The 24,475-nt window shown below is 19.8% G+C and carries 19 protein-coding genes and 3 tRNA genes; 3 read left to right on the top strand and 19 right to left on the bottom strand.

Translation table 11 applies throughout. The features are described 5' to 3' along the window. Positions 1–12 precede the first annotated feature (12 nt). The 4 genes from H0H34_RS00225 to sucC are packed head-to-tail and all read right to left on the bottom strand — an operon-like array spanning position 13 to position 5,349. Positions 13–666, bottom strand: a complete 654-nt coding sequence (locus H0H34_RS00225; protein ID WP_238785456.1) for an endonuclease III domain-containing protein — start codon at positions 664–666, stop codon at positions 13–15. After that, positions 648–2,762, bottom strand: coding sequence for an AAA family ATPase (locus H0H34_RS00220; protein WP_185873340.1), 2,115 nt, complete (start codon positions 2,760–2,762; stop codon positions 648–650). The genes H0H34_RS00225 and H0H34_RS00220 overlap by 19 nt, the downstream gene beginning before the upstream one ends. Before the next feature lie 11 nt (positions 2,763–2,773). Continuing rightward, positions 2,774–4,153, bottom strand: coding sequence for a hypothetical protein (locus H0H34_RS00215; RefSeq protein ID WP_185873339.1), 1,380 nt, complete (start codon positions 4,151–4,153; stop codon positions 2,774–2,776). A gap of 2 nt (positions 4,154–4,155) precedes the next feature. Further along, the gene (sucC, locus tag H0H34_RS00210; protein ID WP_185873338.1) at positions 4,156–5,349 is read right to left on the bottom strand and encodes an ADP-forming succinate--CoA ligase subunit beta; all 1,194 of its coding nucleotides are present in this window, start codon (positions 5,347–5,349) and stop codon (positions 4,156–4,158) included. Positions 5,350–5,437: 88 nt separating this feature from the next. Between sucC and H0H34_RS00205 the strand changes: the two genes are divergently transcribed. Both H0H34_RS00205 and H0H34_RS00200 read left to right on the top strand, forming a co-directional pair. Next, on the top strand, positions 5,438–6,094 hold the full coding sequence (locus tag H0H34_RS00205; protein ID WP_238785455.1) for an alpha/beta hydrolase: 657 nt from the start codon (positions 5,438–5,440) through the stop codon (positions 6,092–6,094). A 5-nt stretch (positions 6,095–6,099) separates the two neighbouring features. Next, on the top strand, positions 6,100–6,681 hold the full coding sequence (locus H0H34_RS00200; RefSeq protein ID WP_185873337.1) for a hypothetical protein: 582 nt from the start codon (positions 6,100–6,102) through the stop codon (positions 6,679–6,681). Here the strand turns inward: H0H34_RS00200 and H0H34_RS00195 are convergent. The 12 genes from H0H34_RS00195 to H0H34_RS00140 form a co-directional block, all read right to left on the bottom strand. After that, on the bottom strand, positions 6,676–7,827 hold the full coding sequence (locus H0H34_RS00195) for a 2-oxo acid dehydrogenase subunit E2 (RefSeq protein WP_185873336.1): 1,152 nt from the start codon (positions 7,825–7,827) through the stop codon (positions 6,676–6,678). The genes H0H34_RS00200 and H0H34_RS00195 overlap by 6 nt on opposite strands. A gap of 16 nt (positions 7,828–7,843) precedes the next feature. Next, positions 7,844–10,561: a 2-oxoglutarate dehydrogenase E1 component gene (locus H0H34_RS00190; protein ID WP_185873335.1), complete on the bottom strand. Its 2,718-nt coding sequence runs from the start codon at positions 10,559–10,561 to the stop codon at positions 7,844–7,846. 41 nt (positions 10,562–10,602) lie between these two features. Next, positions 10,603–13,278 carry an alanine--tRNA ligase gene (gene alaS / locus H0H34_RS00185; RefSeq protein ID WP_185873334.1) on the bottom strand — a complete coding sequence of 892 codons (2,676 nt, stop codon included), beginning with the start codon at positions 13,276–13,278 and terminating at the stop codon, positions 10,603–10,605. Between the two features lie 40 nt (positions 13,279–13,318). Then, entirely contained in the window at positions 13,319–14,080 is a 762-nt protein-coding gene (locus H0H34_RS00180; protein WP_185873333.1) for a lysophospholipid acyltransferase family protein, read from the bottom strand. Further along, positions 14,081–17,248: a cytochrome c biogenesis protein gene (gene ccsA / locus H0H34_RS00175; protein ID WP_185873332.1), complete on the bottom strand. Its 3,168-nt coding sequence runs from the start codon at positions 17,246–17,248 to the stop codon at positions 14,081–14,083. 14 nt (positions 17,249–17,262) lie between these two features. Next, entirely contained in the window at positions 17,263–18,027 is a 765-nt protein-coding gene (locus tag H0H34_RS00170; protein ID WP_185873331.1) for an MBL fold metallo-hydrolase, read from the bottom strand. 6 nt (positions 18,028–18,033) lie between these two features. Next, positions 18,034–19,020, bottom strand: coding sequence for a recombinase RecA (recA, locus tag H0H34_RS00165; RefSeq protein ID WP_185873330.1), 987 nt, complete (start codon positions 19,018–19,020; stop codon positions 18,034–18,036). A 40-nt stretch (positions 19,021–19,060) separates the two neighbouring features. Then, entirely contained in the window at positions 19,061–20,185 is a 1,125-nt protein-coding gene (locus H0H34_RS00160; RefSeq protein WP_185873329.1) for a lytic transglycosylase domain-containing protein, read from the bottom strand. A gap of 106 nt (positions 20,186–20,291) precedes the next feature. After that, positions 20,292–20,495, bottom strand: a complete 204-nt coding sequence (locus H0H34_RS00155) for a Sec-independent protein translocase subunit TatA/TatB (RefSeq protein ID WP_185873328.1) — start codon at positions 20,493–20,495, stop codon at positions 20,292–20,294. 32 nt (positions 20,496–20,527) lie between these two features. Further along, positions 20,528–21,559 (bottom strand): sugar phosphate nucleotidyltransferase, encoded by a 1,032-nt coding sequence (locus H0H34_RS00150; RefSeq protein ID WP_185873327.1) that lies wholly within the window; start codon positions 21,557–21,559, stop codon positions 20,528–20,530. A gap of 13 nt (positions 21,560–21,572) precedes the next feature. Further along, a complete protein-coding gene (locus H0H34_RS00145; protein ID WP_185873326.1) occupies positions 21,573–21,941 on the bottom strand; it encodes a dUTP diphosphatase in 369 nt (122 codons plus the stop codon). A gap of 3 nt (positions 21,942–21,944) precedes the next feature. Continuing rightward, positions 21,945–23,408 (bottom strand): lipopolysaccharide biosynthesis protein, encoded by a 1,464-nt coding sequence (locus tag H0H34_RS00140; protein WP_185873325.1) that lies wholly within the window; start codon positions 23,406–23,408, stop codon positions 21,945–21,947. 90 nt (positions 23,409–23,498) lie between these two features. Between H0H34_RS00140 and H0H34_RS00135 the strand changes: the two genes are divergently transcribed. Next, a complete protein-coding gene (locus H0H34_RS00135) occupies positions 23,499–24,182 on the top strand; it encodes an ATP-dependent Clp protease proteolytic subunit (RefSeq protein ID WP_185873324.1) in 684 nt (227 codons plus the stop codon). Positions 24,183–24,186: 4 nt separating this feature from the next. Here the strand turns inward: H0H34_RS00135 and H0H34_RS00130 are convergent. The 3 genes from H0H34_RS00130 to H0H34_RS00120 all read right to left on the bottom strand — a co-directional run bounded on the left by H0H34_RS00130 (position 24,187) and on the right by H0H34_RS00120 (position 24,433). After that, positions 24,187–24,260: transfer RNA gene (locus H0H34_RS00130), tRNA-Arg, on the bottom strand. 8 nt (positions 24,261–24,268) lie between these two features. Next, positions 24,269–24,343: transfer RNA gene (locus H0H34_RS00125), tRNA-Pro, on the bottom strand. Positions 24,344–24,347: 4 nt separating this feature from the next. After that, a tRNA-Ser gene (locus H0H34_RS00120) sits at positions 24,348–24,433 on the bottom strand. Positions 24,434–24,475: the final 42 nt, after the last annotated feature.

Below are 24,475 nucleotides of genomic sequence, written 5' to 3'. Positions count from 1 at the left end.
AAATTTTTATTTTTATAATAAATTATTTTTTAGTAATTCTTGATAAATTATGTCTTTTTTTAATTTCCATTTACGAGATGGAGAAAATTCTTTACCATAAGAAATAATTTGTAAATGTAATTTTTTCCATTTTTTTTTTTTAAAAAAAAGTTTGGCATTCTCTTCTGTTTTTTTTATATTTTTCCCATCACTTAATTTCCATCTATACATCATTCTATGTATATGTGTGTCTATTGGAAATAGATACTTATTAGATACATTAGATAAAAAAACAGATGCTGTTTTATGTCCTACTCCTGGTAAAATTTTTAACTTATAAAGATTTTTTGGTACTGAACCATTATAGTTTTTTATTAATATTTTAGACAAAGCATAAATATATTTAGATTTTTTATTATGAAGACCTAATTCTTCTATTAATTTTTTAATTTTATATATTTTTAATTTAATTAAATCATAAGGGGATTTTATATTTTTAAAAATTTTTTTTGTTATATTGTTAACCTTTATTTCTTTACATCTTGCAGTCAAGATAATAGATATTAATAATGTGTAATTATTTATATGATATAAATTATTTATAGGATTTGGATATAGAAAATCTAATATTTTTTCAATTATTAAAATTTTTTTTTTTAAAGAATTATTTATTTTTTGTCTATACAAGCTATTATATTATTTTTTTTATAGTTCATCTTTAATAAAATTTTATATCCTTTTTTTAAACTTCCATTAACAATAGATTCAGATATAGTATTTTTTAAATATTTATCTATTGATTTTTGTATAGATGAAATACTGTATTCACTTTTTACCCCAATTTTTTTAATAAAACTATTGATTTTAGAATCTAAAATCAATTTATATCCTAAACTATTAACATGTGATATTAATTTATTTAATTCTAATATGATTATTTTAGAGATATCATTAGAATTTAATGAATTAAATATAACAATATCGTTTATTTTATTTAAAAATTCATAAGAAAATATTTTTTTTAATGATTTCTTCAAAATACTTTTATTATATTTATTTTTATTTTTTTTTAATTTTGTTTTGTATCCTATTTTTTTAAATTCTGATATAAGATCTTCTATTTCAATATTTGAAATAAATATAATAATAGTATTTTTAAAATTTATTTTTTTTCCAGAACTATCTGTTATATATCCATAATCTAATATTTGTAATAATAAATTAAAAATATCAGGATGTGCTTTTTCTATTTTATCAAATAATATTATTGAATATGGTCTATTTCTAATAATTTCAGTTAGTTGCCCACCTTCTTCATAACCAACATATCCTGGAGGAGAACCTATTAATCTTGAAATAGAAAATTTTTCCATATACTCACTCATATCTATACGTATTAATGAGTCTTCTGAATTAAATAATTCTTTGGATAAAATTTTTGTTAAATAAGTTTTTCCAACTCCAGATTTTCCCAGAAACATAAATGATCCTATTGGTGAATCAAAATTTCTCATTCCTGAAATATTATTTTTAATAACTTTTATAAATTTTTCTATTATTTCATTTTGTCCAATTATTTTATTTTTTATGGAATTAATAACTGTATCTAATTTCTTTATTTCAATTTTATCTATTCTATTAATAGGTATTCCACTTATCATAGATATAACTTCTTCAACATGTTTTTTATGTACAGTATTTTTATTTTCTTTAGAAAATTTATCCCAATTTTTTTGAGCTTTTATTAATTTATTTTCTATTAATTTTTTTTTATAACGAAATTCAGCCGCTTCTTTGTACTTTTTATTTTTTATTGCGTTTGATTTATCTATTATAATTTCTTCTAATCTTTTTTCTAATATTATTATTTCTTGTGGTACTTTTATATTCTTTATATAAACTCTAGATCCTGATTCATCCAATACATCTATAGCTTTATCAGGAAAAAATCTATCTGAAATATATCTAGAAGTTAGTTTAACACAGGCATTAATAGCTTCTTTAGTATAAATTACATTGTGATAATTTTCATATTTATACTTAATATTTTTTAATATATTAATAGTTTCTTTTTCTGAAGAAGGATTTATAATTATTTTTTGAAATCTTCTCTCTAATGCCCCGTCTTTTTCTATATATTTTTTATACTCATTTAGTGTTGTAGCTCCTATAAATTGAATATTTCCTCTTGATAAGGCTGGCTTAAATATATTAGATATATCTAATGATCCAGTAGAATATGTTCCAGCTCCTATAATTGTATGTATTTCATCTATAAAAAGTATTATATTAGGATTTTTTTCTGATTCATCAATGATATATTTTACTCTTTCTTCAAACTCTCCTCTATATTTTGTACCTGATATTATACTTGTTATATCTAGTATAATTATTTTTTTATTATATAATATTCTGGATACTTTTTTTTTAACTATATTAAGAGCTAATCCTTCAGCAATAGCTGTTTTTCCAACTCCAGGTTCACCTATTAATAAAGGATTATTTTTTGTTCTTCTTATTAAGATTTGAGATATTCTTTCCAATTCATTCTCTCTTCCTATTAATGGATCTATCTTCCCTTCTATTGCTATGTTATTTAAATTTTTTCCAAAACGATTTAATATAGGTGTATTATTAATTAACGATGTATTTTTATTGTAAAATCCTAAATTAGATTTGTTTTTTCCTATATTTTCATAAGAAGAATTAAAATTATCATTTTTAATATTTTCATCTAAATAAACAGAAAAATAACTTTTTTTTTTTTTTAAGTAGTGAATCATTAATTTTAAAATTAAGAATTATTTGAAATTATTCGTTTTATAAATAAATTTAGAAATTTATTTTTTAAATATGAATTATCATTTTTATTTTCAATTTCAATTTTAAAATTAAAAAATAAATTATCTATTCTATTTTTATAGAATTTATAAAAATTTTTATTAATTAAACTTAATTTGTTATTTTCTATGTTACACGAAATAACTATTAATAATGTTTTATTATTTAATATTTTAAATTTTGTATCATTAATTAATGAATTAATTAATTCATTGGATAATAAATTTTTTGGAATATTATGTATAAAATTATTCCATGATTCTTTAAAAAAAATTATTTTATTATTATTATTTATTTTTAATTTTTTTGAAAAATAATATGATAATTGAATTATACTTGTTTCTATTAATGATTTTATATTAAATTCTATATTTTTATACAAAAAATATTTTTGTTCTAGATCAGAACAAATATATAATGCTTTATTTAAAATATAATAAGATATATTTTTTGATTGTTTTACATAATATTCTAATATTTCTTTTTTTTTTATAAAATCTAATGATTTATTAAAATTTTTTGATAAAAATAAATTTCTAAAATGTTTTTTTAATCCAATTATAAAATATTTAATCTCTTTTTCTAAAAAAATCTTTTTAATAAAAGTTAATGCTTTATTTATATCATTATTTAATAAATAATCTACTAATATAAAAAAATCTTTTTTATCAATAATCCCTAACTTATTTATAATATAATTATTAGTTATAATATTCTTATTTAAATAAATATTATTTAGTATTGTAATAGCTTTTCCAATTGAACCATTTGAATATTTAGAAATTGTGTATAAAGCATCTTTTTCTATTTGTATTTTTTCTTTTTTCACAATCATGTTTATGTGGGAAAATATTTTTTGTTCAGATATATCTTTAAATATAAATGATTGATATTTTTCTACTATTAAATTAAAAAATTTTTTTTCTTTTATACAAAAAATAAATATACTGTTATTAACTTTTATTAATCTAAATATATTAGATAGATAGGTTATATTAAAATTATTAAATATAAAAATATTTGGACTATCATTATTATTTTTTTTTATAAAAAATTTATCTAATAACGTCTCTTTAAAAGGATTTCTAAAAATTCTATATAATTTATATAAATTATATGTATTTTCTTTTTCTGAAAAATATTTATTTATATTTTTCGCTAAAATATTTGCACAAGTATTTTTACCAACACCTTCTTTTCCAATAAAGAATAAAAATTTATAAAAATTTTTATTCTTTATACTATTTATTAAAGAATGTATTATTTCATCTTGTCCAATTATTTCATCTAATTTTTTCGGTTTATATTTTTCTATTATATTTTTATTCAACATAATTAATAATTATATAAAATTTCTCTTATTTTATTAGAAGAATCTTTTAATGTATCGGTAATATAAATAGATGATATATAATTAGTTCTAGAAATAAAATCTTTTGCATTTTTTTCATTTGTTCCTTTCAAACGAAAAATAATTGGTATGTTAATTGGACAATTAATTTTACATGATTCCAAAATTCCTTTTACAACTGTATCACAGCGGACTATACCTCCATATATATTTATTAATATAACTTTTACTGATTTATCTTTTAATATTAATAAAAAAGATTCTTTTACTATATTTTCATCAGCAGATCCTCCTATATCTAAAAAATTAGCAGGTTCTCCACCGCATGATTTAATCATATCCATAGTGGCCATTGCTAATCCAGCACCATTAACCATACATCCTACATTACCTTTTAATTTTATAAAATTAAAATTTTTATTTTTTTTATGAGTTATATTTAATTTATATAGATAATTTTTTATTCTAGGAATTGCATTATCATCTAACGTTATTTTAACATCTACTGGAATAATTTCATTATTAAATGTTTTTATAAATGGATTTATTTCAATTAATGTAGAGTTAATATATGTATATGCTTTATAAAGATTTTTTAGAAAAAAATAAAAATTTTTTAGAAGTTCATTATTATACATTTCTAAAAAAAATCCTATTTTTTTAATTTGAAATATTTGTAATCCTAATATTGGATTTATTTCTTCTATATATAATTTTTTTGGATTTTCTGATATTTCTTCTATATTAACTCCACCTTCTTTAGAGCATATAACAATATTTTTTTTTATATTACGATTTAACATTATTGATAAATAATATTCCTTTATCAATTTTTTATCATTTAAATATGATTCTGAATAAATATCTTCCGATAATAATATTTTTTTTACAATTAAACCTTTTTTTGGGGTTTGAGGTGTAACTAAATATTTTCCTAAAATATTTTTAGATTTTTTATAAACATCATTAATATTTTTTACTATCTGAATACCACCTGACTTTCCTCTACCTCCTGCATGTATTTGTGATTTAATAACTAAAGATTTATTTTTAGTTTTTTTAAATAAAATTTTTGCAGCTTTTACAGCTTCTTCAGGGGAAGAAACTATAATTCCATTTGGAACAAAAATTGAAAAATTTTTTAAAATTTCTCTTCCCTGGTATTCGTATAAATTCATATATTATAATTTAAAGTAAAAGTAAATTTAAAATAAAAATATATTTATTATTAATTTTTTTTATTTTATATTAATTTTTTAATTTGATATGATACATAAAGAAAAAAATTCCATAAAATATATTTTTAAAAAACCAGAAAAATATAATAAATATTCTCCTTTATTTTTAATGATCCATGGATATGGAAGTAATGAAAATAATCTTTTTTATTTTAAAAAAGATATTCCTAATAATTTTTTTATAATTAGTTTACAGGGTCTTTATTGTATTGAAGAAAATTTAAAATATTATTGGTATGATATTAATTTTTCTGATAAAAAAAAATTTATTAATGTAGAACAAGCTAAAAATTCTATTAATACTATATCTGATTTTATAGATAAATCAATAGAAAAATATAATCTTAATTGTAATCAAGTATGGATATGTGGATTTAGTCAAGGATCAATTATAAGCTATGGAATAGCTTTAAAAAATAAAAAAGTAAAAAAAGTTATTTCTTTAAGTGGATATTTTGATGATAAAATTATTTTTTCTAAAGAAAATAAATATATAGATTTTTTTATTTCTCATGGAAAATATGATACAATTATTCCTATCGATTGGGCTAGAAATGGAATAAAAATACTTAATAAAAATAATACATACTCAATATTTTATAAAGAATATGAGTCTGGACATGAATTAAATGAAATAAATTATATAGATTTTATTAATTGGATAAAAAAAAATAATAAACAATAATATATATGATAATAAACAATAAATATACAAAAACTATAATATCTATATTAATTTTTTTATTATCTATTTTCTTTTTTGTAATAAAAAAAAATTATTTATTTAGTTTCATATTATTTACGATAAGTTTACTTTTTCTTTTTTTTGTATTTAAAAATGAATTTTTATTAATGGCATTTATAAAAGCAGGTAAAAAAGATATGAAAGGATTAGAAAAATATTTAGGTTATATTAAAAATCCTTATATTCAACTTACAAAAAATCAAATAGCTTATTTTTATTTTTTAAATGGAATACTTTTTTTAGAAAAAGATATAAATAAGTCAGAATTTTATATAAAAAAATCTTTAGTTCATGGATTGAAATTTAAATATAATATAGCTATCGCTAAATTAAATTTAGCAATAGTTTATTTATCAAAGGGAAATAAAGAAAAAGCAAAATTATTCTTATTAGAAGCAAAAAATATTGATAAATCTGGAATATTACGTGATCAAATAAATATAGTAAAAAATCAAATAAAAAAATCAAATATTGGATTTAGAAATATTCAAAATCCTGTTTTTAGAAATTTTAGAAAAAGATTATAAAATTTTTAGAATATTTGGGATATTTTTTTCATTTTCATTCATTAAAAATTTTATAGGATTTTCAACTGTTTCTTTAATACAAGATAAAAATCCAACTGATTCTCTTCCATCAATAATTCTATGATCATATGACAAAGCTACATACATAATAGGACATATTTTTATGGAATTATTAATTACTACAACTCTATCTATGATTTTATGCATTCCTAAAATAGCACTTTGAGGTGGATTTATAATTGGAGTAGATAACATTGATCCAAAAATACCACCATTAGTAATTGTAAAAGTTCCACCTTTCATGTCATCTATAGATATTGTTCCATTTTTTACTTTTTTTAATAGTCTATCTATTTCTTTTTCTATTTCCAAAAAAGATAATTTTTGAACATTTCTTATTACAGGAACCATTAATCCTTTTGGACCAGATATTGCAATACTAATATCAAAATAATTAAAGTTTACTTTATTATTTTCTTTATCAATCATTGAATTAACATCTGGATATAACTTTAATGCTCTTATACAAGATAATGTAAAAAATGACATAAATCCTAAATTTACCCCATGTTTTTTTTTAAAAATATTTTTATATTTTTCTCTTATATAAAAAACTTCTTGCATATTAATTTCATTAAAAGTAGTTAATATTGCTGAATTATTCTTAACATTAACTAATCTTTCAGATAATTTTTTTCTTAAAGAAGATAAAGGTGTTTTAGTTTCTTTTCTTATTACATTTTCATTGATTTGTAAATTACATACAACATGTTCTATGCAATCTTTTTTCGTTATTCTTCCTTTTTTTCCTGTTCCTTCAACGTTTTTTTTTAATATATTTTTTTCTCTTAATATTTTTTCAGAAGCTGGAGATGCTATTTTTTTTATTATATTAGATTTTTTTTTTATATTTTCAGTATTTATTAAACATATAGTATCTCCAACTGAGATTTTAGTATTTTTTTTATATAAAATACTTATTATTCCATTTTCTTCAGAAAAAATTTCTAAAGTAGCTTTATCAGAATCAATTTCTGCTATAAGTTGTCCTTTTTTTACATAATCTCCATTTTTTACAAGCCAAGAAGATATTTCTACTTCTGTAATTGATTCTCCAGGTGAGGGCGCTTTTATTTCTATTATCATAATTATTTGAATTTAACTAAAAAATAAAAGATTTTTCTAATACTTTATTTTTAATTTTTATAAAGTTAATATAAGATCCTGCAGAAGGACTAGAATTTTCTATTGGAGATATTAATTTAATTTTAATTATATTTCCAATTTTTCTTAAAATAAAACTCCATAATCCCATATTTTCAGGCTCTTCTTGTACCCAAAATATGTCTTTTTTATATTCATATTTATCTAAAATATTTTTAATCTTTTTAATATTTAAAGGATAAATTTGTTCTATTCTAATCAATGCAGTTTTATAATCTTTAATTGATTCTTTTTTATTTAATAAATCATAATATATTTTTCCAGAGCAAAGAATTATTCTTTTTATTTTTTTATAATCTGATATTGAATTGTCATCTACAATTTCTTCAAAAGATCCATTAGATAGATCCTCTATAGAGGATAAACATTTTTTATTCCTTAATAAACTTTTTGGAGTGAATATTATAAGTGGTTTTCTAAATTTTAGTTTCATGTGTCTTCTTAGTAAATGATAAAAATTAGAAGGATATGTACAATTTGCTATAAATAAATTATTTTTTGCACATAGTTGTAAATATCTTTCTATCCTTGCAGATGAATGTTCAGGACCTTGTCCTTCGTAACCATGAGGTAACAACAATACTATACCATTTTGTATTTTCCATTTTTCTTCTCCTGAAGAAATGTATTGATCTATTATTATTTGACATCCGTTACTGAAATCTCCAAATTGAGCTTCCCATATAGTTAGAGTATTTGGAGTAACCATTGAATATCCATAATCAAATCCTAATACTCCATATTCTGATAACGGAGAATTGTATATTTCTATTTTTCCTTGTTTATTATTAAATTTTTTATTAAGAATTATAATCTCTTCTTCTTCTTCTGTTTTTACTGTTATATGACGTTGAGAAAAAGTGCCTCTAGCTACATCTTCTCCAGATAGCCGAATGGAATATCCTTCGTATAATAATGTCCCATAAGCTAATATTTCAGCCATACTCCAGTCTATCAAATTTTTTTTTAACATCTCTAATCTATTAAAAAAAATAGATATTGTTTTTTTTAAAAAAGTTTTTTCTTTGGGAAGAGAAAATATATTTTTTGAAATATTAAATATATTTTTAATTGGAAATTTTGTATCAATTTTTTTAAAAAACTCTTTTTCTTCAAAAACAAAAGGAATATCTTTAAATTCTTTGTGTAAAAATGGAATTAAAACATTTTTTTTTATATTCTTTGATTCATCATATTTCTTTATAAGAATTTTTGTATATTTTTTTTCTATATCTATTATGTAATCATCATTTATAATATTTTCTTTTTTTAATTTAATTTTATATAACTCATAACAACTAGGATGTGTAAATATTTTTTTATATAAAATAGGCTGGGTAAATCTAGGATCATCACCTTCATTATGTCCATGCCTTCTGTATCCAACTAAATCTATAAAAATATCTTCCTTATAATTCATTCTAAAATCTATTGCAAATCGTATTGATTTAGCTACAGATTCAACATCATCTGCGTTGACATGCAAAATAGGAGATGATATTATTTTTGCTATATCAGTACAATATAAACTAGAACGTCCTTCAATAACACTTGTAGTAAATCCTATTTGATTATTAATAACAATATGAATTGTTCCTCCAGTTTTATATCCTTTTAATTTAGATAATTGAAGTACTTCATATATAATTCCTTGAGCAGATAAAGCCGCATCACCATGAATTAAAACTGGAATTATATTATAATGATTTTTATTATGAATTGTATCAATTTTTGCACGAGTCATACCTTCAACAATAGGGTCTACAGATTCTAAATGTGATGGATTAGGTAATAAATAAATATTAATTATTTTATTAAGTTCTTCTATATTTTTTTCCCCACTATACCCCATATGATATTTTACATCTCCTGAAAATATATTATTTTCATATTCTTTGTCTTGGAATTCACTAAATATTTTAGATAAATCTTTTTCTAAGAAATTAGAAAGAATATTTAATCTACCTCTATGTGACATTCCTAAAATAAATTCTTTAGTTGAATAATTTTTAGAAGAATATTTAATCATTTCTTCTAAAAGAATAATAATTGAATCATTACCTTCTATAGAAAATCTTTTTTGTCCTGTAAACTTAGTATGAACAAAATTTTCAAATTTTGTAGATTCATTAAGTTTTTTCAAAAAAAATTTTTTTTCTTTTGAAGAAAAAGACATTAATTTATTTTTAATAAATTTTTTTTCTATCCAATTAATTTTATTTTTATCATATATATGTGAATATTCTATACCTATAGAACCACAATAAATTTTTTCTAAAAAATTGATAATTTTTTTTAATGATGATTTTCCAATATTTATTAATTTTCCTGATTCAAATAAATTTTCAAAATCATTTTCAGAAAATCCAAATTCTTTTATTTTTAAATTATTTTTACATTCTTTTAGTGGATTTATATTTGTATAAAAATGACCTATATTTTTATAAGATTGAATTAAGTTAAATACAGAATATTCTTTATTTATTAAATCTTTATAAATTAATGATTCATTATTTTTTAAATTTTTTTTTCCAAAATCAAATCCGTTAAAAAAATAATTCCAACTTGATTCTATAGAATTAGGATCAATTTTGTATTTTTTGTACAAGTATTCTATAAAATGAATATCTTTTAGAAAAGAAAATCTATCATCCATATGATAATTTCATTTTATTAAATTTAAACATTTTAAAAATTTTAATTTAAAATTATTTTTTTAGAAAATTTTTCTTTTATATATTTAATCATATCATTTAATATATATTTTATTTCATTTTTATTATTACCAATCATAAAAGAAAAATTATTTTTTCCCAATGGTTTTGTTTTATATTTATTTTTAACAATTTTTTTCATTATTTCATTGGCATTAATTTCTTTATTTTTTATTAAATTATATGATATAAAAATAAAAATAAAATATTTTCCATTTTTTATGAATCCAGTGAACATAAATAGGTTTGAAATTTCTTTTACTAAATCCATACCAATTTTTTTGAAAAGATTCTCATTTTTATTTTCTTCTTTATAATATATATTACATATATATTTTATATCATTTAAATATATAATTTTTGTTTTATATTCATCTTTAATATTTTTTATCTTTTCTAAAAATATTTTTGATATCTTTTTTTCAAGATTTTTATTTTTATCTTTAAGATGAATTATCATTTTTGATATATTATTACAATTAAAATTTTTCTTTAAATTACTAAATTTATAATAAGAATTTATTAAATATTTAATTGCTTTTTTATAAGTTATTGCTTTAATTCTTCTTATTCCATAAGAAGAGGAATTTTCTGACAATATTTTAAATATTTGAATTGATCCAGTATTTTTTACATGTGTTCCTATGCAAAGTTCATGTGAATCTCCAAAAGAGATTACACGTAATTTTTTATAATTTTTATATTTTTCTTTATCAAAAAAAGATATAAAATTTTTAATTTCTTTAAAAGAAGAAAATTGTTTTTCTTTTATAGGAATAGAAGAAAAAATTAACTCTTGTACAAAATTTTCAATATAAATTAATTTTTCATAAGATATTTTTTCATTATGAGAAAAATCAAATCTTAGATAATTATTATTTATATAAGACCCTTTTTGTTTAACATGATCACCTAATATTTTTTTTAGTGTAAATAATAACAAATGAGTAGATGTATGATTACATTCTATTTCCATCCTTTTATTTTTATCAACAAATGAGTTAAAAATAGAGTTAATATTATGTGGTAATTTATTTACAATATGTATAATATCATCATTTACAGTAATTGTATTAATAATATCAATTTTTTCATAATTATTTTTTATGAAACCAGTATCACCTATTTGTCCACCACTTTCAGGATAAAAAGGTGTTTTATTAAATACTAATTCATAGTAATTTCTTTCTTCTAATTTATAAAAAATTTTTCTATATTTTATTATATATATATCACAATTCAATGTATTATATCCTATAAACGAATTATTAATTTTATCATACTTATTTTTATTATTTAAATATATCCAAGGACTTAAAATTATATTTATATTGTTATATTTTTTAGATTTATTTTTTTGTTCTAATAATCTTTTTTTTAATGTTTTTTCATCAACTGATAAATTGTGTTTTTTTACAAATATTTTAGATATTTCTGATGGAAATCCATAAGTATCATGTAATTTAAATATTATATTTCCATCAACAATTTTTTCTTTATTTTCTTTAGTGTATTCAATAATATGATGTATTTTTTTATATCCATTTTTAATAACATTAATAAATAAAATTTCTTCTTCTTTAATTGTATCAATTATATATTTTTTTTTATTTATATTTTTTGGTAAAAATTTTTTTATAATAATATCAGAAAAAGTATATATAAAAGGATCTTTTATTTTTAAATAAAAATAAGCGTGAATAATTGCCCTACGTAATATTTTTCTTATTATATAACCAGATTCTTTATTTGATGGAGTTTGTCCATCATATATAGAAAAAATTACAGCTCTTAAATGATCTGCTATTATTTGTATGGAAATTTTTTGTTTTAAATTTAAATTTTTGTAAATTATGTTTTCTTTTATTGAATTAATAATTGGATAAAATATATCAGTTTCATAACTAGAACTTTTTTTTTGCAATACCATACATAATCTTTCTAAACCCATTCCAGTATCAACATGTTTTGTCTCAAGAGATATTAATTTGTTATCAAAATTTCTTAAAAATTCTATAAAAACTATGTTCCATATTTCTATTACTTTAGGATGGTTTTGGTTTACAAGATTTTTTCCTGAAATTATTGATTTTTCTTTATTATTACGTAAATCTATATGAATTTCTGTGCATGGGCCGCATGGTCCATTATCACCCATTTCCCAAAAATTATCTTTTTTTCCAAAAAAAAGTATATGATCTTTATTAACAAAATTTTTCCAGTATTTTAAACTTTCGTCATCTAATAATAATTTATCTTTATTATCTCCTTTAAATATAGTAACATATATATCGTTTTGAGATATACCATATTTATTTACTAATAATTCCCATGCCCATTCTATAGCCTTTTTTCTTGAATAATCTCCAAATGACCAATTTCCCATCATTTCAAACATTGTATGGTGATAGTTATCATACCCAACTTGTTTAAAATCATTATGTTTTCCAGTAACCCTAATACATCTTTGTATATTCGCTACTCTTAAATAATTTGAAATTTTATATCCTAAAAAATAATCCTTAAAATAATTCATTCCTGAATTAACAAAAAAACTAGACGAGTTATCATTTAAACAAATTGGAAAAGAAGGATATATTTTATGTTTTTTTTTTTTAAAAAAATCAATAAAAATATTTTTTATTTTTTCGTATTTCATAATAAAATGAAATTATTAATAAATTAATTAATTATTATTATTATTTATTTTTAATTTTGTATTTATTAGATTGTTCTATAGAATCCATTATTTTTTCCATAATGTTATCTGTTGTTTCTTTTTTAATATCTATTTTAATTGGTTTTTTAAATATCATTTTTTTAAATATTTCTTTTTTTTTTATATTAATTCCTATCTTATCATATGCATCATAAAATCCATCTATAACAATAGGGACAACAATTGGATTATATTTTCTAATTATATGTACTACACCTCTTCTCCCAGGTGCAAATGCTTTAGTAGTACCTTGTGGAAAGGTGATTAACCATCCATCATTTAATGCTTTTCCCATTTTAGAAATTTCTGACATGTATAATAAACAATCAACTTTTTTATTTTTTTTCCATGTTCTTTTTACAGTAATTCCTCCTAAATAAATAAATAATTTTGACAAAAAATTTTTTTTCATAGTTTTTTCATCTGCGACATAATATAAATTTACTTTTGGATTTAATAAATATATTGGGTTTTTAATAGTATTTATAAAACCGTTCTTTATACTACAAAACACATGAAACATGACAAATACGTCTGCAAAATAAGTTTGATGATTAGAAACAAAAAGAACTTTTTGTTCAGGTAGATTCTTAATATGTTCTGTCCCTTTCAATAATAATTTATTAAATCCATTATATTTATAATAAGATATAAGTCCAATAGTAAAAATTAAAAATTTTTTTACAAAAAAAAAATTTCCAAATACGTCTCTAAATAAATTTTTTCCTTTTTTTTTATACACTTAAAAAATATTTTTTTTATTTTTTTTTTCAAAAAAATAAGCTATTATTGTAACAATAAATAATATAATTAAACTTAAATATATCCAATTTGGTATAGATACTGCATCACCTTTTGCATATGAATGAAGACCTGATAAATAATAATTAACCCCAAAATAAGTCATTATTATAGAACTAATTGATAAAACACTTAAAAAATTAAAAATAATTTTATTTTTCATTGATGGAATTAATCTAATATGTAGGGTAAAAGCGTATATCATGATACTAATCATGGCCCATGTTTCTTTAGGATCCCAACTCCAATATCTACCCCAACTATTATTAGCCCAAATTGATCCTAGAAATGTTCCTATAGATAATAAAAATATACCTACAGTAAGACATAATTCATTAATTATTGTGAATCTTTCTATTTGAATAGAAATTTTATTTTTTTTATATGGAAAAAATTTTTTTAATATAAAAAATATTAATACAAAAAAACCTAATACAGATCCAGTAAAAAAAAAACCATAGCTAGACGCTATAGTCGCAACATGTATAATTAACCAAAATGATTTTAATACTGGAACTAAATTTGTTATTTCTGGATCCATTGCACTTCCATGTGCAATCATTAATAAAATAGATGAAATTAAAGATGTTATTCCTACCAAAAATTTATCTTTCTTAAATAAGAATCCTACTCCTAATACACACCAGCTAATAAATATTGCAGATTCGTATCCATTTGTCCATGGAGCGTGATTAGATATATACCATCTAGTAATTAATCCAGCAGAATTTATTATAAATAAAATTGATAAAATAATTAATAATATACTATGTAATATATTTAAAAAATTTTTTTGTAAAAAAATTTTTATAAAAGAATTTATAATTAAAATTACTCCTAATATCATGTATAAAAAAGATAAATAGTAAAATATATTTAATTTATTATAAATTATTTCTGCGTTAATTTTATTAGTTGAAGGTAGAGCTATTTTAGAATTCTTTACTTGAAACAATTTTATTCTATTTATTTCTTCATTTGCTATGTCCCAGTTTTTTTCATTTTGAGAAATAAATATAGATTTTAAATAATTATTAAACATTGATAAACCTAATGGATATAATTTATTATTATCAGGTCTTATCCAGCTTGACCATGTATTATTATAATCGTTAATTATTGGAAAAATTCTGATATATTTTCCTTGAAAAATTTCATGAATAATTCCAATTCTTTCTGCTATATTTATTATTGATTTGTCGTATTCATTTCTATCAATTGGATTCTTAGAAAAAGATTTTTTATAATCCTCTTTTAGAAGAAATTTTAATTTTAATGTATTCGGATCTATTTTATAAAAATTTATTAAAGAAACATGATCTTTTTTATAATTTTTTAATCTTATTTTTTTTAGTATTTTATTTTTTATTTTTTTATCTATTTTAATAAAAGGAACTTTCATCCAAAAAACATTATCTTGATGAATAGAAATAAACCATTGATTAGCATCTAAATTTCCTATATTATCTTTTTTAAAAATTTTTCTTAATAATTCTATTGCCATAGTATTAACTGGCTTAATTCTTCCTTTAGAATCCTGTATTAGTAGTTTACCAAAATTTTCTGAATGATTTTTTGGAATATTTATATAATCTGACAATGTTTCTATATCATAATAATCTTTTTTATAATGGTTTATTTCGTCATTTGAATATGATTTTTCAAAAAAAATGAAAAAAAATATAATCAAAAATGGTAGTATTTTTTTATTTTTTAATAAATACATTTTTTTTATTAAAAATGAAAATCTAGTTCCTTTCCAAAACAAATTTATAAACATTCCAATACTCATAGCAGCATATCCTATATAAGAAATAAAAGTACCTAAATAATCGTTATTTACAGAAATATGAGTACCTTTTTTATCAAAATCATATCCGGATTGAAACAATCTATATCCTTTATAATTTAATACGTTATTCATATAAATCAAATGATTATGATTAATATTTCTATCTATAATAGTTATGTAACTCATAAAAGAGGATGGAAGATCAGAACCTGGATAATTTTTTAATTCAAATTTGTTTAAATGTAAATAGAATGGAAGATTCAATAATTTTGATCCATATCCTATAGATATTTTATAATTATTTATAAATATAGGATTACTCATTTTAGTAAAATTTTTTCCACCTGAAAATGTTATTATTTTTCGTTTTTTTTGAAAAATTACTTCTGCTATTATAGTATTAATAGAATTATTATTTTCTTCATTATCATCACATGATTCTATATATTTCAATTCTCCATTTACAATACCTTCAGGTATTACCCAATTAATTTTTTTATATTCATTAATTTTTACTTCATATAAGCATCTGTTTTCTAGTATTTCAGGTTTATTTTTAATAATAAAATATGATTTTCCATTTATCATATTTATTTTTTTTCCAATAAATGAAGATTTTATATATGTTATCCCATTTTTTTCTAAAATTGTAATTCCATTAGATATTTTTTTATTAAAAGAAAAAGGAATTTTATTTATTTCAATACTTTCCCCATTTTTAATGAATGTTTCTTTTCTACTATTTTTATCTATATATATAATTTTTATAATTTTTTCTAATGGATTTTTTTCTGATAAAATTATTTTTGGACATGAAATAAATCTTAAAATTCTTATTTTTAACGGATTTTTATTAAAAAAAAATTTTTTATTATAATTGTTATAATACTTAGAAAGTATATATGGATCGTATAAAAATTTTTTATAATTTTTTTTTTTAATTTCTAATTTTATATAACTTTTTTGAGATTTAACTTTATTAGTTGTATTTCCCTCTCTTAAGGAGATTATACCTTCATAACTGAAATATCTTGATATAAAACCTCCAATTATAATTAATATAAATGATAAATGAAAAATTAAAACTGGTATTTTTTTATTTTTCCATAATTTATATTTATATATATTTGCAATTAAATTAATTAAAATTAGTAGAATAATAATCTCAAACCATCTTGATTCATATATGAATATTTTAGCAATATCAGTTGAATATTTTTTTTCTACAAATGTAGCTATTGCCATTGATAATGATAATAATAATAATAAAATAGATGTTGTCTTATTAGACAAAAATATTTTTTTAAAAAAGTTCATAATAATTTAAATATTTATAAAACTAAACCATCGTAAGCTAAATAAACATTTTTTGGTAAATTTTTTTCTATTTTTTCATGAAATCCAAATTTATTACTAATATGCGTTATATATGTTTTTTTAGGTTTAATAATTCGAATAATATCTAAAGTTTCTGAAAGTGAAAAAAAATTTTTATACGATTTTTTTCTTAAAATATTTAATATTAATATATCTAGTCCTTTCAATTTTTCAATAGTTTTATCTGGTATAATACTAGCGTCTGTTATATATGCAATATTTTTTATACGAAATCCTAAAATGGATAGACATTCATGCCATATTAATAATGGATATATTTTTATGTTTAAAATATAAAAAAAATTATTATAATTATTTATTTCGTTAAATGAAATTTTTAAAATATTTTTTTTTTTTGAAGAAAATATGTAAAAAAATCTTTTTTTTATATTTTTTAATACTCTATTTAATCCATAAATTGGGATATGTTTAATTTTTTTTTCTATAAAATTAAAAGGTCTTATATCTTCTATTCCTCCTATATGATCATAATGTTCATGTGTAATTAAAACAGCATCTAACTTATTAAAGTTATTTTTTAACATTTGATATCTAAAATCAGGACTACAATCTATTAAAAAATGTTGATAATTAATTTCTATTAATACTGAACTTCTTAATCTTTTATCCTTTTTATTTTTAGATAAACAAACAGGATTATTAGAACCGATGATAGGTATTCCTTGAGAATTTCCAGTTCCTAAAAAAGTAATTTTCATAATATTCTAATATTTATTTATTATATTTCTTTGTATTTCATTAATAATATTATTTTTTTCTTTTAAAAATTCTTTAGCAGAATCTCTTCCTTGACCTAAGGATAAATCTTTATATTTAAACCAAGATCCACTTTTCTTTATTATCCCTAAATTAACTCCTAAATCTAAAATTTCTCCTGTTTTTGAAATTCCTTCTCCATATACAATATCAAATTCAGCTATTTTAAAGGGTGGAGATAGCTTATTTTTTACTATTTTTACTTTAGTTCTATTTCCTATTATTTTATCATCTATTTTTATTGGTGCTCCTCTTCTTATATCTATTCTTATAGAAGAATAGAATTTTAATGCATTTCCACCAGTAGTAACTTCAGGATTACCATATGTTCCTATTTTTTCTCTCAATTGATTAATAAATATTAATATACTTTTAGATTTACCTATACTAGATGTTAATTTTCTCAATGCTTGTGACATTAATCTTGCTTGTAATCCTATTTTTGAATCCCCCATCTCTCCTTCTATTTCACTTTTAGGTGTTAATGCCGCTACAGAATCTACTACTACAATGTCTATTACCCCAGATTTTATTAAATTATCTACTATTTCTAATGCTTGTTCTCCATTATCTGGTTGGGAAATAATTAATTCTTTTGTATTAATTCCTATTTTTTCAGCATAAAAACAGTCAAAAGCGTGTTCTGCATCAATAAAACTGGCATATCCACCTAACTTTTGAGATTGATTTATGGCATGAAGAGCTAAAGTAGTTTTTCCAGATGATTCTGGACCAAATATTTCAATAATACGACCTTTTGGAAATCCTTTTATTCCTAAAGCTATATCTACACTAATTGATCCAGATGATACAGTTTCTAAATTTTTTAAGCCAGATTCACCCATACGCATAACTGTTCCTTTTCCATACATTTTATCCATTTTATCCAAAATAGATTCTAAAAATTTTTTTTTTTGTTCAACTTTTTCTTTCATAAAGTAATTAAAAAAATATTTACTTAATATATTGAAAAAATTAATCCTCACGAATAATACTTCTATATTTTAATAAAAAAATTTTATTTCTGGGTATTCTTAATAATAAATTATTTTTTTTTGAAACTCCTTTTGAATATTTAGGATTTAATAAAACTAGTTCATGAATTGGAATATTAAGTATGTCGGAAACAAAAATCAAACGTGTTTTTTTTCTTACAGGTATTAGTATAGTATCTCTAATACTATATTTTGGAAAGTGAATATATGAAGATATATTATGTTTTTTATAATAATTCATTATGTAATTTACTGCAATAAATTTAGGTACATAATTTTTTGTTTCATTAGGAAATGATATCCATAATTTCCAAAAATTTTTTTTGTTTTTACCACGTTTCAAAATTTTATTTACAATATTTGGTCCAGAGTTATATGCAGCTAATGATAGTTCCCAATTACCTATATTCATATACAGATATTTTAAATAACGACAGGCAGCTTCGGTAGATTTAACTGGATCGTTTCTTTCATCATAAACATTTTTTGTATGTAAATTATATGATTTTCCAGTTTTAGGCATAAATTGCCATATTCCTTTTGCTCCTGAATTAGATATTATAATAGGATTTAAACTTGATTCTACAATTGCCAAATATTTTAATTCTATAGGAATTCCATATTTTTCTAGTTTTTCTTCAAACATTGGAAAATAATAATTTGATAATGATATTATTTTTCCTATATATTTACCTGCTCGTAAATATTTTAATACAGTTTTATATACTATATTATTATATTTTATAATTTTTATTTGGGATTTTTTATTGATTTTTTTTAATCTTAATTTTAATTCATTTTTACTTAAGTAATCAATATTTTTATTTTTTGATGAATTATATAATGAATAATCAATGATATTTTTTTCAATTTGTTTTTTTTTAAAAAAAAATTTATTACCAAATGGTAATAACCACATTCCTCCTTTTGTACATTTTTCATATATTTTTTTATAAAGAAAACAATTTTTATTCGTATCTATTGTATTTTTTTTATCATCTGAAATAGATTTTTTATAGTTATAATTAAATAACTTAAGGTTTAAATTAATAATTAAACTTTTTATAATAAATAAGAAAAATATAATACTTTTCGTTTTCGTCATTCATTAATTTTTTTTCAGTTTTTCAGTATGAATTGAAAAATTTTTTATAAATGAAAAAAATATTATAAATGCCGAAATATAAAAAGAATATATATTATTAAATTAACTATTTTTTTGAATCAGAATTAGAATCAGAATCATTATCAGATTCTGAAGCCTTTTTGAATTCTTTTAGTCCTGTTCCCAAACCTCTCATTAATTCCGGAATTTTTTTTCCACCAAAAAGTAAGAGTGCAAGAATAACTATCACCACTATTTCTGTGGTTCCAAATGTTCCAAGTAATATAAGAAAATTAAATATAAAACCCATGTTTATTATAATTTATTAAATATAATAAAAAATTATGAATTATTTATATTAGAATAATCTCCTATATTTACTTCTTTCTCTGATTCTTTATAATTTACATAATTTCCTATTATACTATTTTTTAAATTAGAATATACTATTTTTGTATTATTTTGAATTAAAGATCTTTTAATTCTAGTATTTTTTATTTCTGTAAATTTTCCTATGGAAACATATGGACCTATTATACTATTTTCTATTATAGAATTTTTTTCTATGTAACATGGATTTAAAATAATACTATTTTTAATTATGGTATTTTTATGAATTAATTTTGAATTATTTTTATATTCCATAGATAAAATTTTTGAATTTGAACAAATAGTATTTCTTTTATCTCCAAAATCCATCCAATCTTTAACTGTATGACTTATAAATGTTTCTCCTTTTTTTCTCATATTTTCTAATACAGATGTTAATTGATATTCTTTATTATTTTTTATATCATTATCTATTAAATATTGCAATTCTTTTTTTAGAGTTAATCCATTATTAAAATAATACAAACCGACAATAGCTAAGTCTGATATAAAATAATTTGGTTTTTCTATAAAATTTAAAATTTTACCAGAATTATTACAATTAACAACACCAAAAGAACTAGGATTTGATACTTTTTTTGTCCATATAATATTTTCAGAATATTTTTTTATTTTTCCTTTAATAGAAATTTTATTAAACAATGAATCAGAAAATACAATAATTATTGGTCCAATTAGAGATTCTTTTGCTTTCAAAATTGCATCTGCAGTACCAAGTGGTATTTCTTGATAATAAATAGTATAAGATATTCCTATATCATAAGTAAGTTTTTTTAATTTTTCTTCTATTTCATTTTTTTGTTCATTAGGACGTATTACAAATATTATTTCTTTAACTGAAAAATATTTAATTAATTCAAATAATTCGTCTAATAATCTTTTTAAAATTGATTTTCCAGCAATAGAAAAAAAAGCTTTAGGAATACATAAAGTATGTGGATAAAGACGCATACCTTTTCCTGCGATTGGGATTAAAATTTTCATTATTATTAATTTATTATATTCCAGTACTTCCAAAACATTTTTTACCTCTTTTACTATAATTAAGAGTTGATGAATATTTCCAAGTAATATTATTTTTTGAAAAAAAATCTATTATTCCTATTTTATTTTTAGGATAAATAAAAATTTTTTCATAAGAAATATTAATCATAATTATTTTAATTTCCATACATTTTGTTATGTGAATAAAACAAAAAGCATTTATAAATATTTTTTTTATGAAAAAATAACATTTTTTATAAGTTTTTAATGAAATACAATAACCAGTAGATATTAATTTTCTATCTAATGAATTTAGTGATATTAAGTTATTATTATAAATATTTTTTGGAAAATAATCTTTTAATAATAAAATATTATTCATTTTTTATTTAATTAAATTATACAGTCTTTTTTTTTCTAGTAAAAAAACAATTAACAAATATGTAAATTGTATTATGAAATTAATTTCTAATATTTTATTTATATTCATCATATATACAAGTATAATTGCAATAAAAAAATGAATAAATATATTTTTTATATTTTTACAAAATTTTTTATAATTTTTTTTACTCCAAAAAAATAAAATTAACAACATAGATCCATAAGACATAAATGTTCCCCAAGCAGGAATTAAAAAATTATTATTTGGAGAAATAATAAATATTATACTAAATAATAATGTAACAATTACTCCAACTAAAGAGATATAAGTTCCTACAAAAGGTTTATTCATAATTTTATAAACAATTGACATGTTTGTATATATTCCTAAGAATAAATTTCCTATCATTATTATTGGAATAATAGAAATTGTAGTATGATATTTTTTATTTATTAAAAAATCTTTAACAAACTGTATATTTCCACATATTATAACATAAAAAATCAATCCAAATAAAATAAATAAATAAGTAATATCTTCATAATAATATTTTGCGTTATATTCATTGGATTTTTTAAAAAAAAATGGTTCTATTCCTAAACGAAATATTCTAATATATAAACTCATAAAAGAAGCTATTTTATAACATGCAGAATAGGCACCATTAATTTCATCTGAAACCCATCTTTTAATTAAAATTTTATCTAAATTTTCATTTACAGAAAAAGAGATTGTTCCTAACATAATAGGAATACTGTAATTAATCATTTCTTTTGCAATAGATTTACTAAAGTTAACAATTTTAACTTTTTTTATTAAAATAGGTATTATTAAAATTAAATTAACAAAAGAAGAAATCATATTAGATATAAATATGTATCCTGTTTTATTTGTAATAGTGTTTATAAAATTATATATACTTATTATATAAATTTTTTTTGAAATAAAAATATAATTTTTATAACAAAAAAACATATATAATGTAAACAATGATTGTGTAATCATAGTAACAAAATTGATTATAGAATATATAAAAGGTTTTTCATTAATTCGTAACCATGCCATAGGTAATGTACATATAGTATCAAATACTATTATAAAAAAAAATATTATAAAATATTCAGGATGATTTGAATATCCAGTAAAATTTATTAATTTTTTTAAAAAGTTTATTGATATAATAGAAAATATAGAAATAATAAAAAATTGTATTATTACAGTAGTAGAGAAAACAATATTTTTATTATAATTTTTTTTATATAAAAATCTAAAATAAGTATTTTCTAGTCCAAATGAAAGAAATCCTATAATTAAAAAAGATATAGAATACATATCTGTATAAATAGAAAATTCTTCTCTTTTTAACGAAAAAGTAAAAAACCTTATAAAAATGTAGTTTACTAACTTTGGTAAAATTAATCCTATAGAATATATAAACGTTTGTAATACTAATTTTTTATACAATTTTTAATTTATTTTTAATTTTATACGTCTTTTAGTACATACATAAAAAAGACTAATTATTAAGTAACTTTATGAAAAATTTTTATTAATATGGATACAATTAATTATAAAAAAGATTCAAAAGAATTTATAAAATACGCTACAAAACATAGGAAAATTAGTGGTTTAAAAATAAATGAATATTTAAAGTTAACAACTCCTTATATTGTTGAAGAAAGAAAATTAAATGTTGCACAAATGGATGTTTTCTCTCGTTTGATGATGGATCGTATTATATTTTTAGGTACTCCAATAGAAGATCAAATAGCCAACATAATACAAGCTCAATTATTATTTTTACAATCTATAGATTCTAAAAAAGATATTCAAATTTATATTAATTCTCCCGGAGGAGAAGTACATGCAGGACTAGGTATTTATGATACAATGCAAATTGTTAGTCCAGATGTATCAACAATTTGTACTGGTATAGCAGCATCTATGTCTGCTGTATTATTATGCTCTGGAGCAAAAAAAAAAAGATCTTCATTAAAACATTCTAGAATTATGATTCATCAACCTATAGGTGGTACACATGGGCAAGTTTCAGATATTGAAATTTCATTTCGTGAAATATTAAAATTAAAAAAAGAACTTTATGAAATAATATCTAATCATTCAGGTTTACCAATTGAAAAAATAGAAAAAGATTCAGATAGAGATCATTGGATGAATTCTTTAGAAGCAAAAGAATACGGAATGATAGATGAGATATTAATTGGAAAAAAAAAATAAATAATGATCACGACAGGATTCGAACCTGTAACCTACTGCTTAGAAGGCAGTTGCTCTATCCATTTGAGCTACGTGACCTAATAATATCGGGGTAGCAGGATTTGAACCTACGACCTCCTGGTCCCAAACCAGGCGCGATAACCAAACTACGCTATACCCCGTTGACGGAGAATGTGGGATTCGAACCCACGTGATATTTTATATATCGACAGTTTAGCAAACTGTTCCGTTAACCACTCCGGCAATTCTCCCTTCCAATATAAAACTAAGTTAATTACTTTATTTGTTTATTT

Source organism: Blattabacterium cuenoti (genome assembly GCF_014252375.1).
GTDB classification, from domain to species: Bacteria; Bacteroidota; Bacteroidia; order Flavobacteriales; family Blattabacteriaceae; genus Blattabacterium; species Blattabacterium cuenoti_AH.
This window is presented reverse-complemented; position numbering and strand designations above follow the sequence as displayed.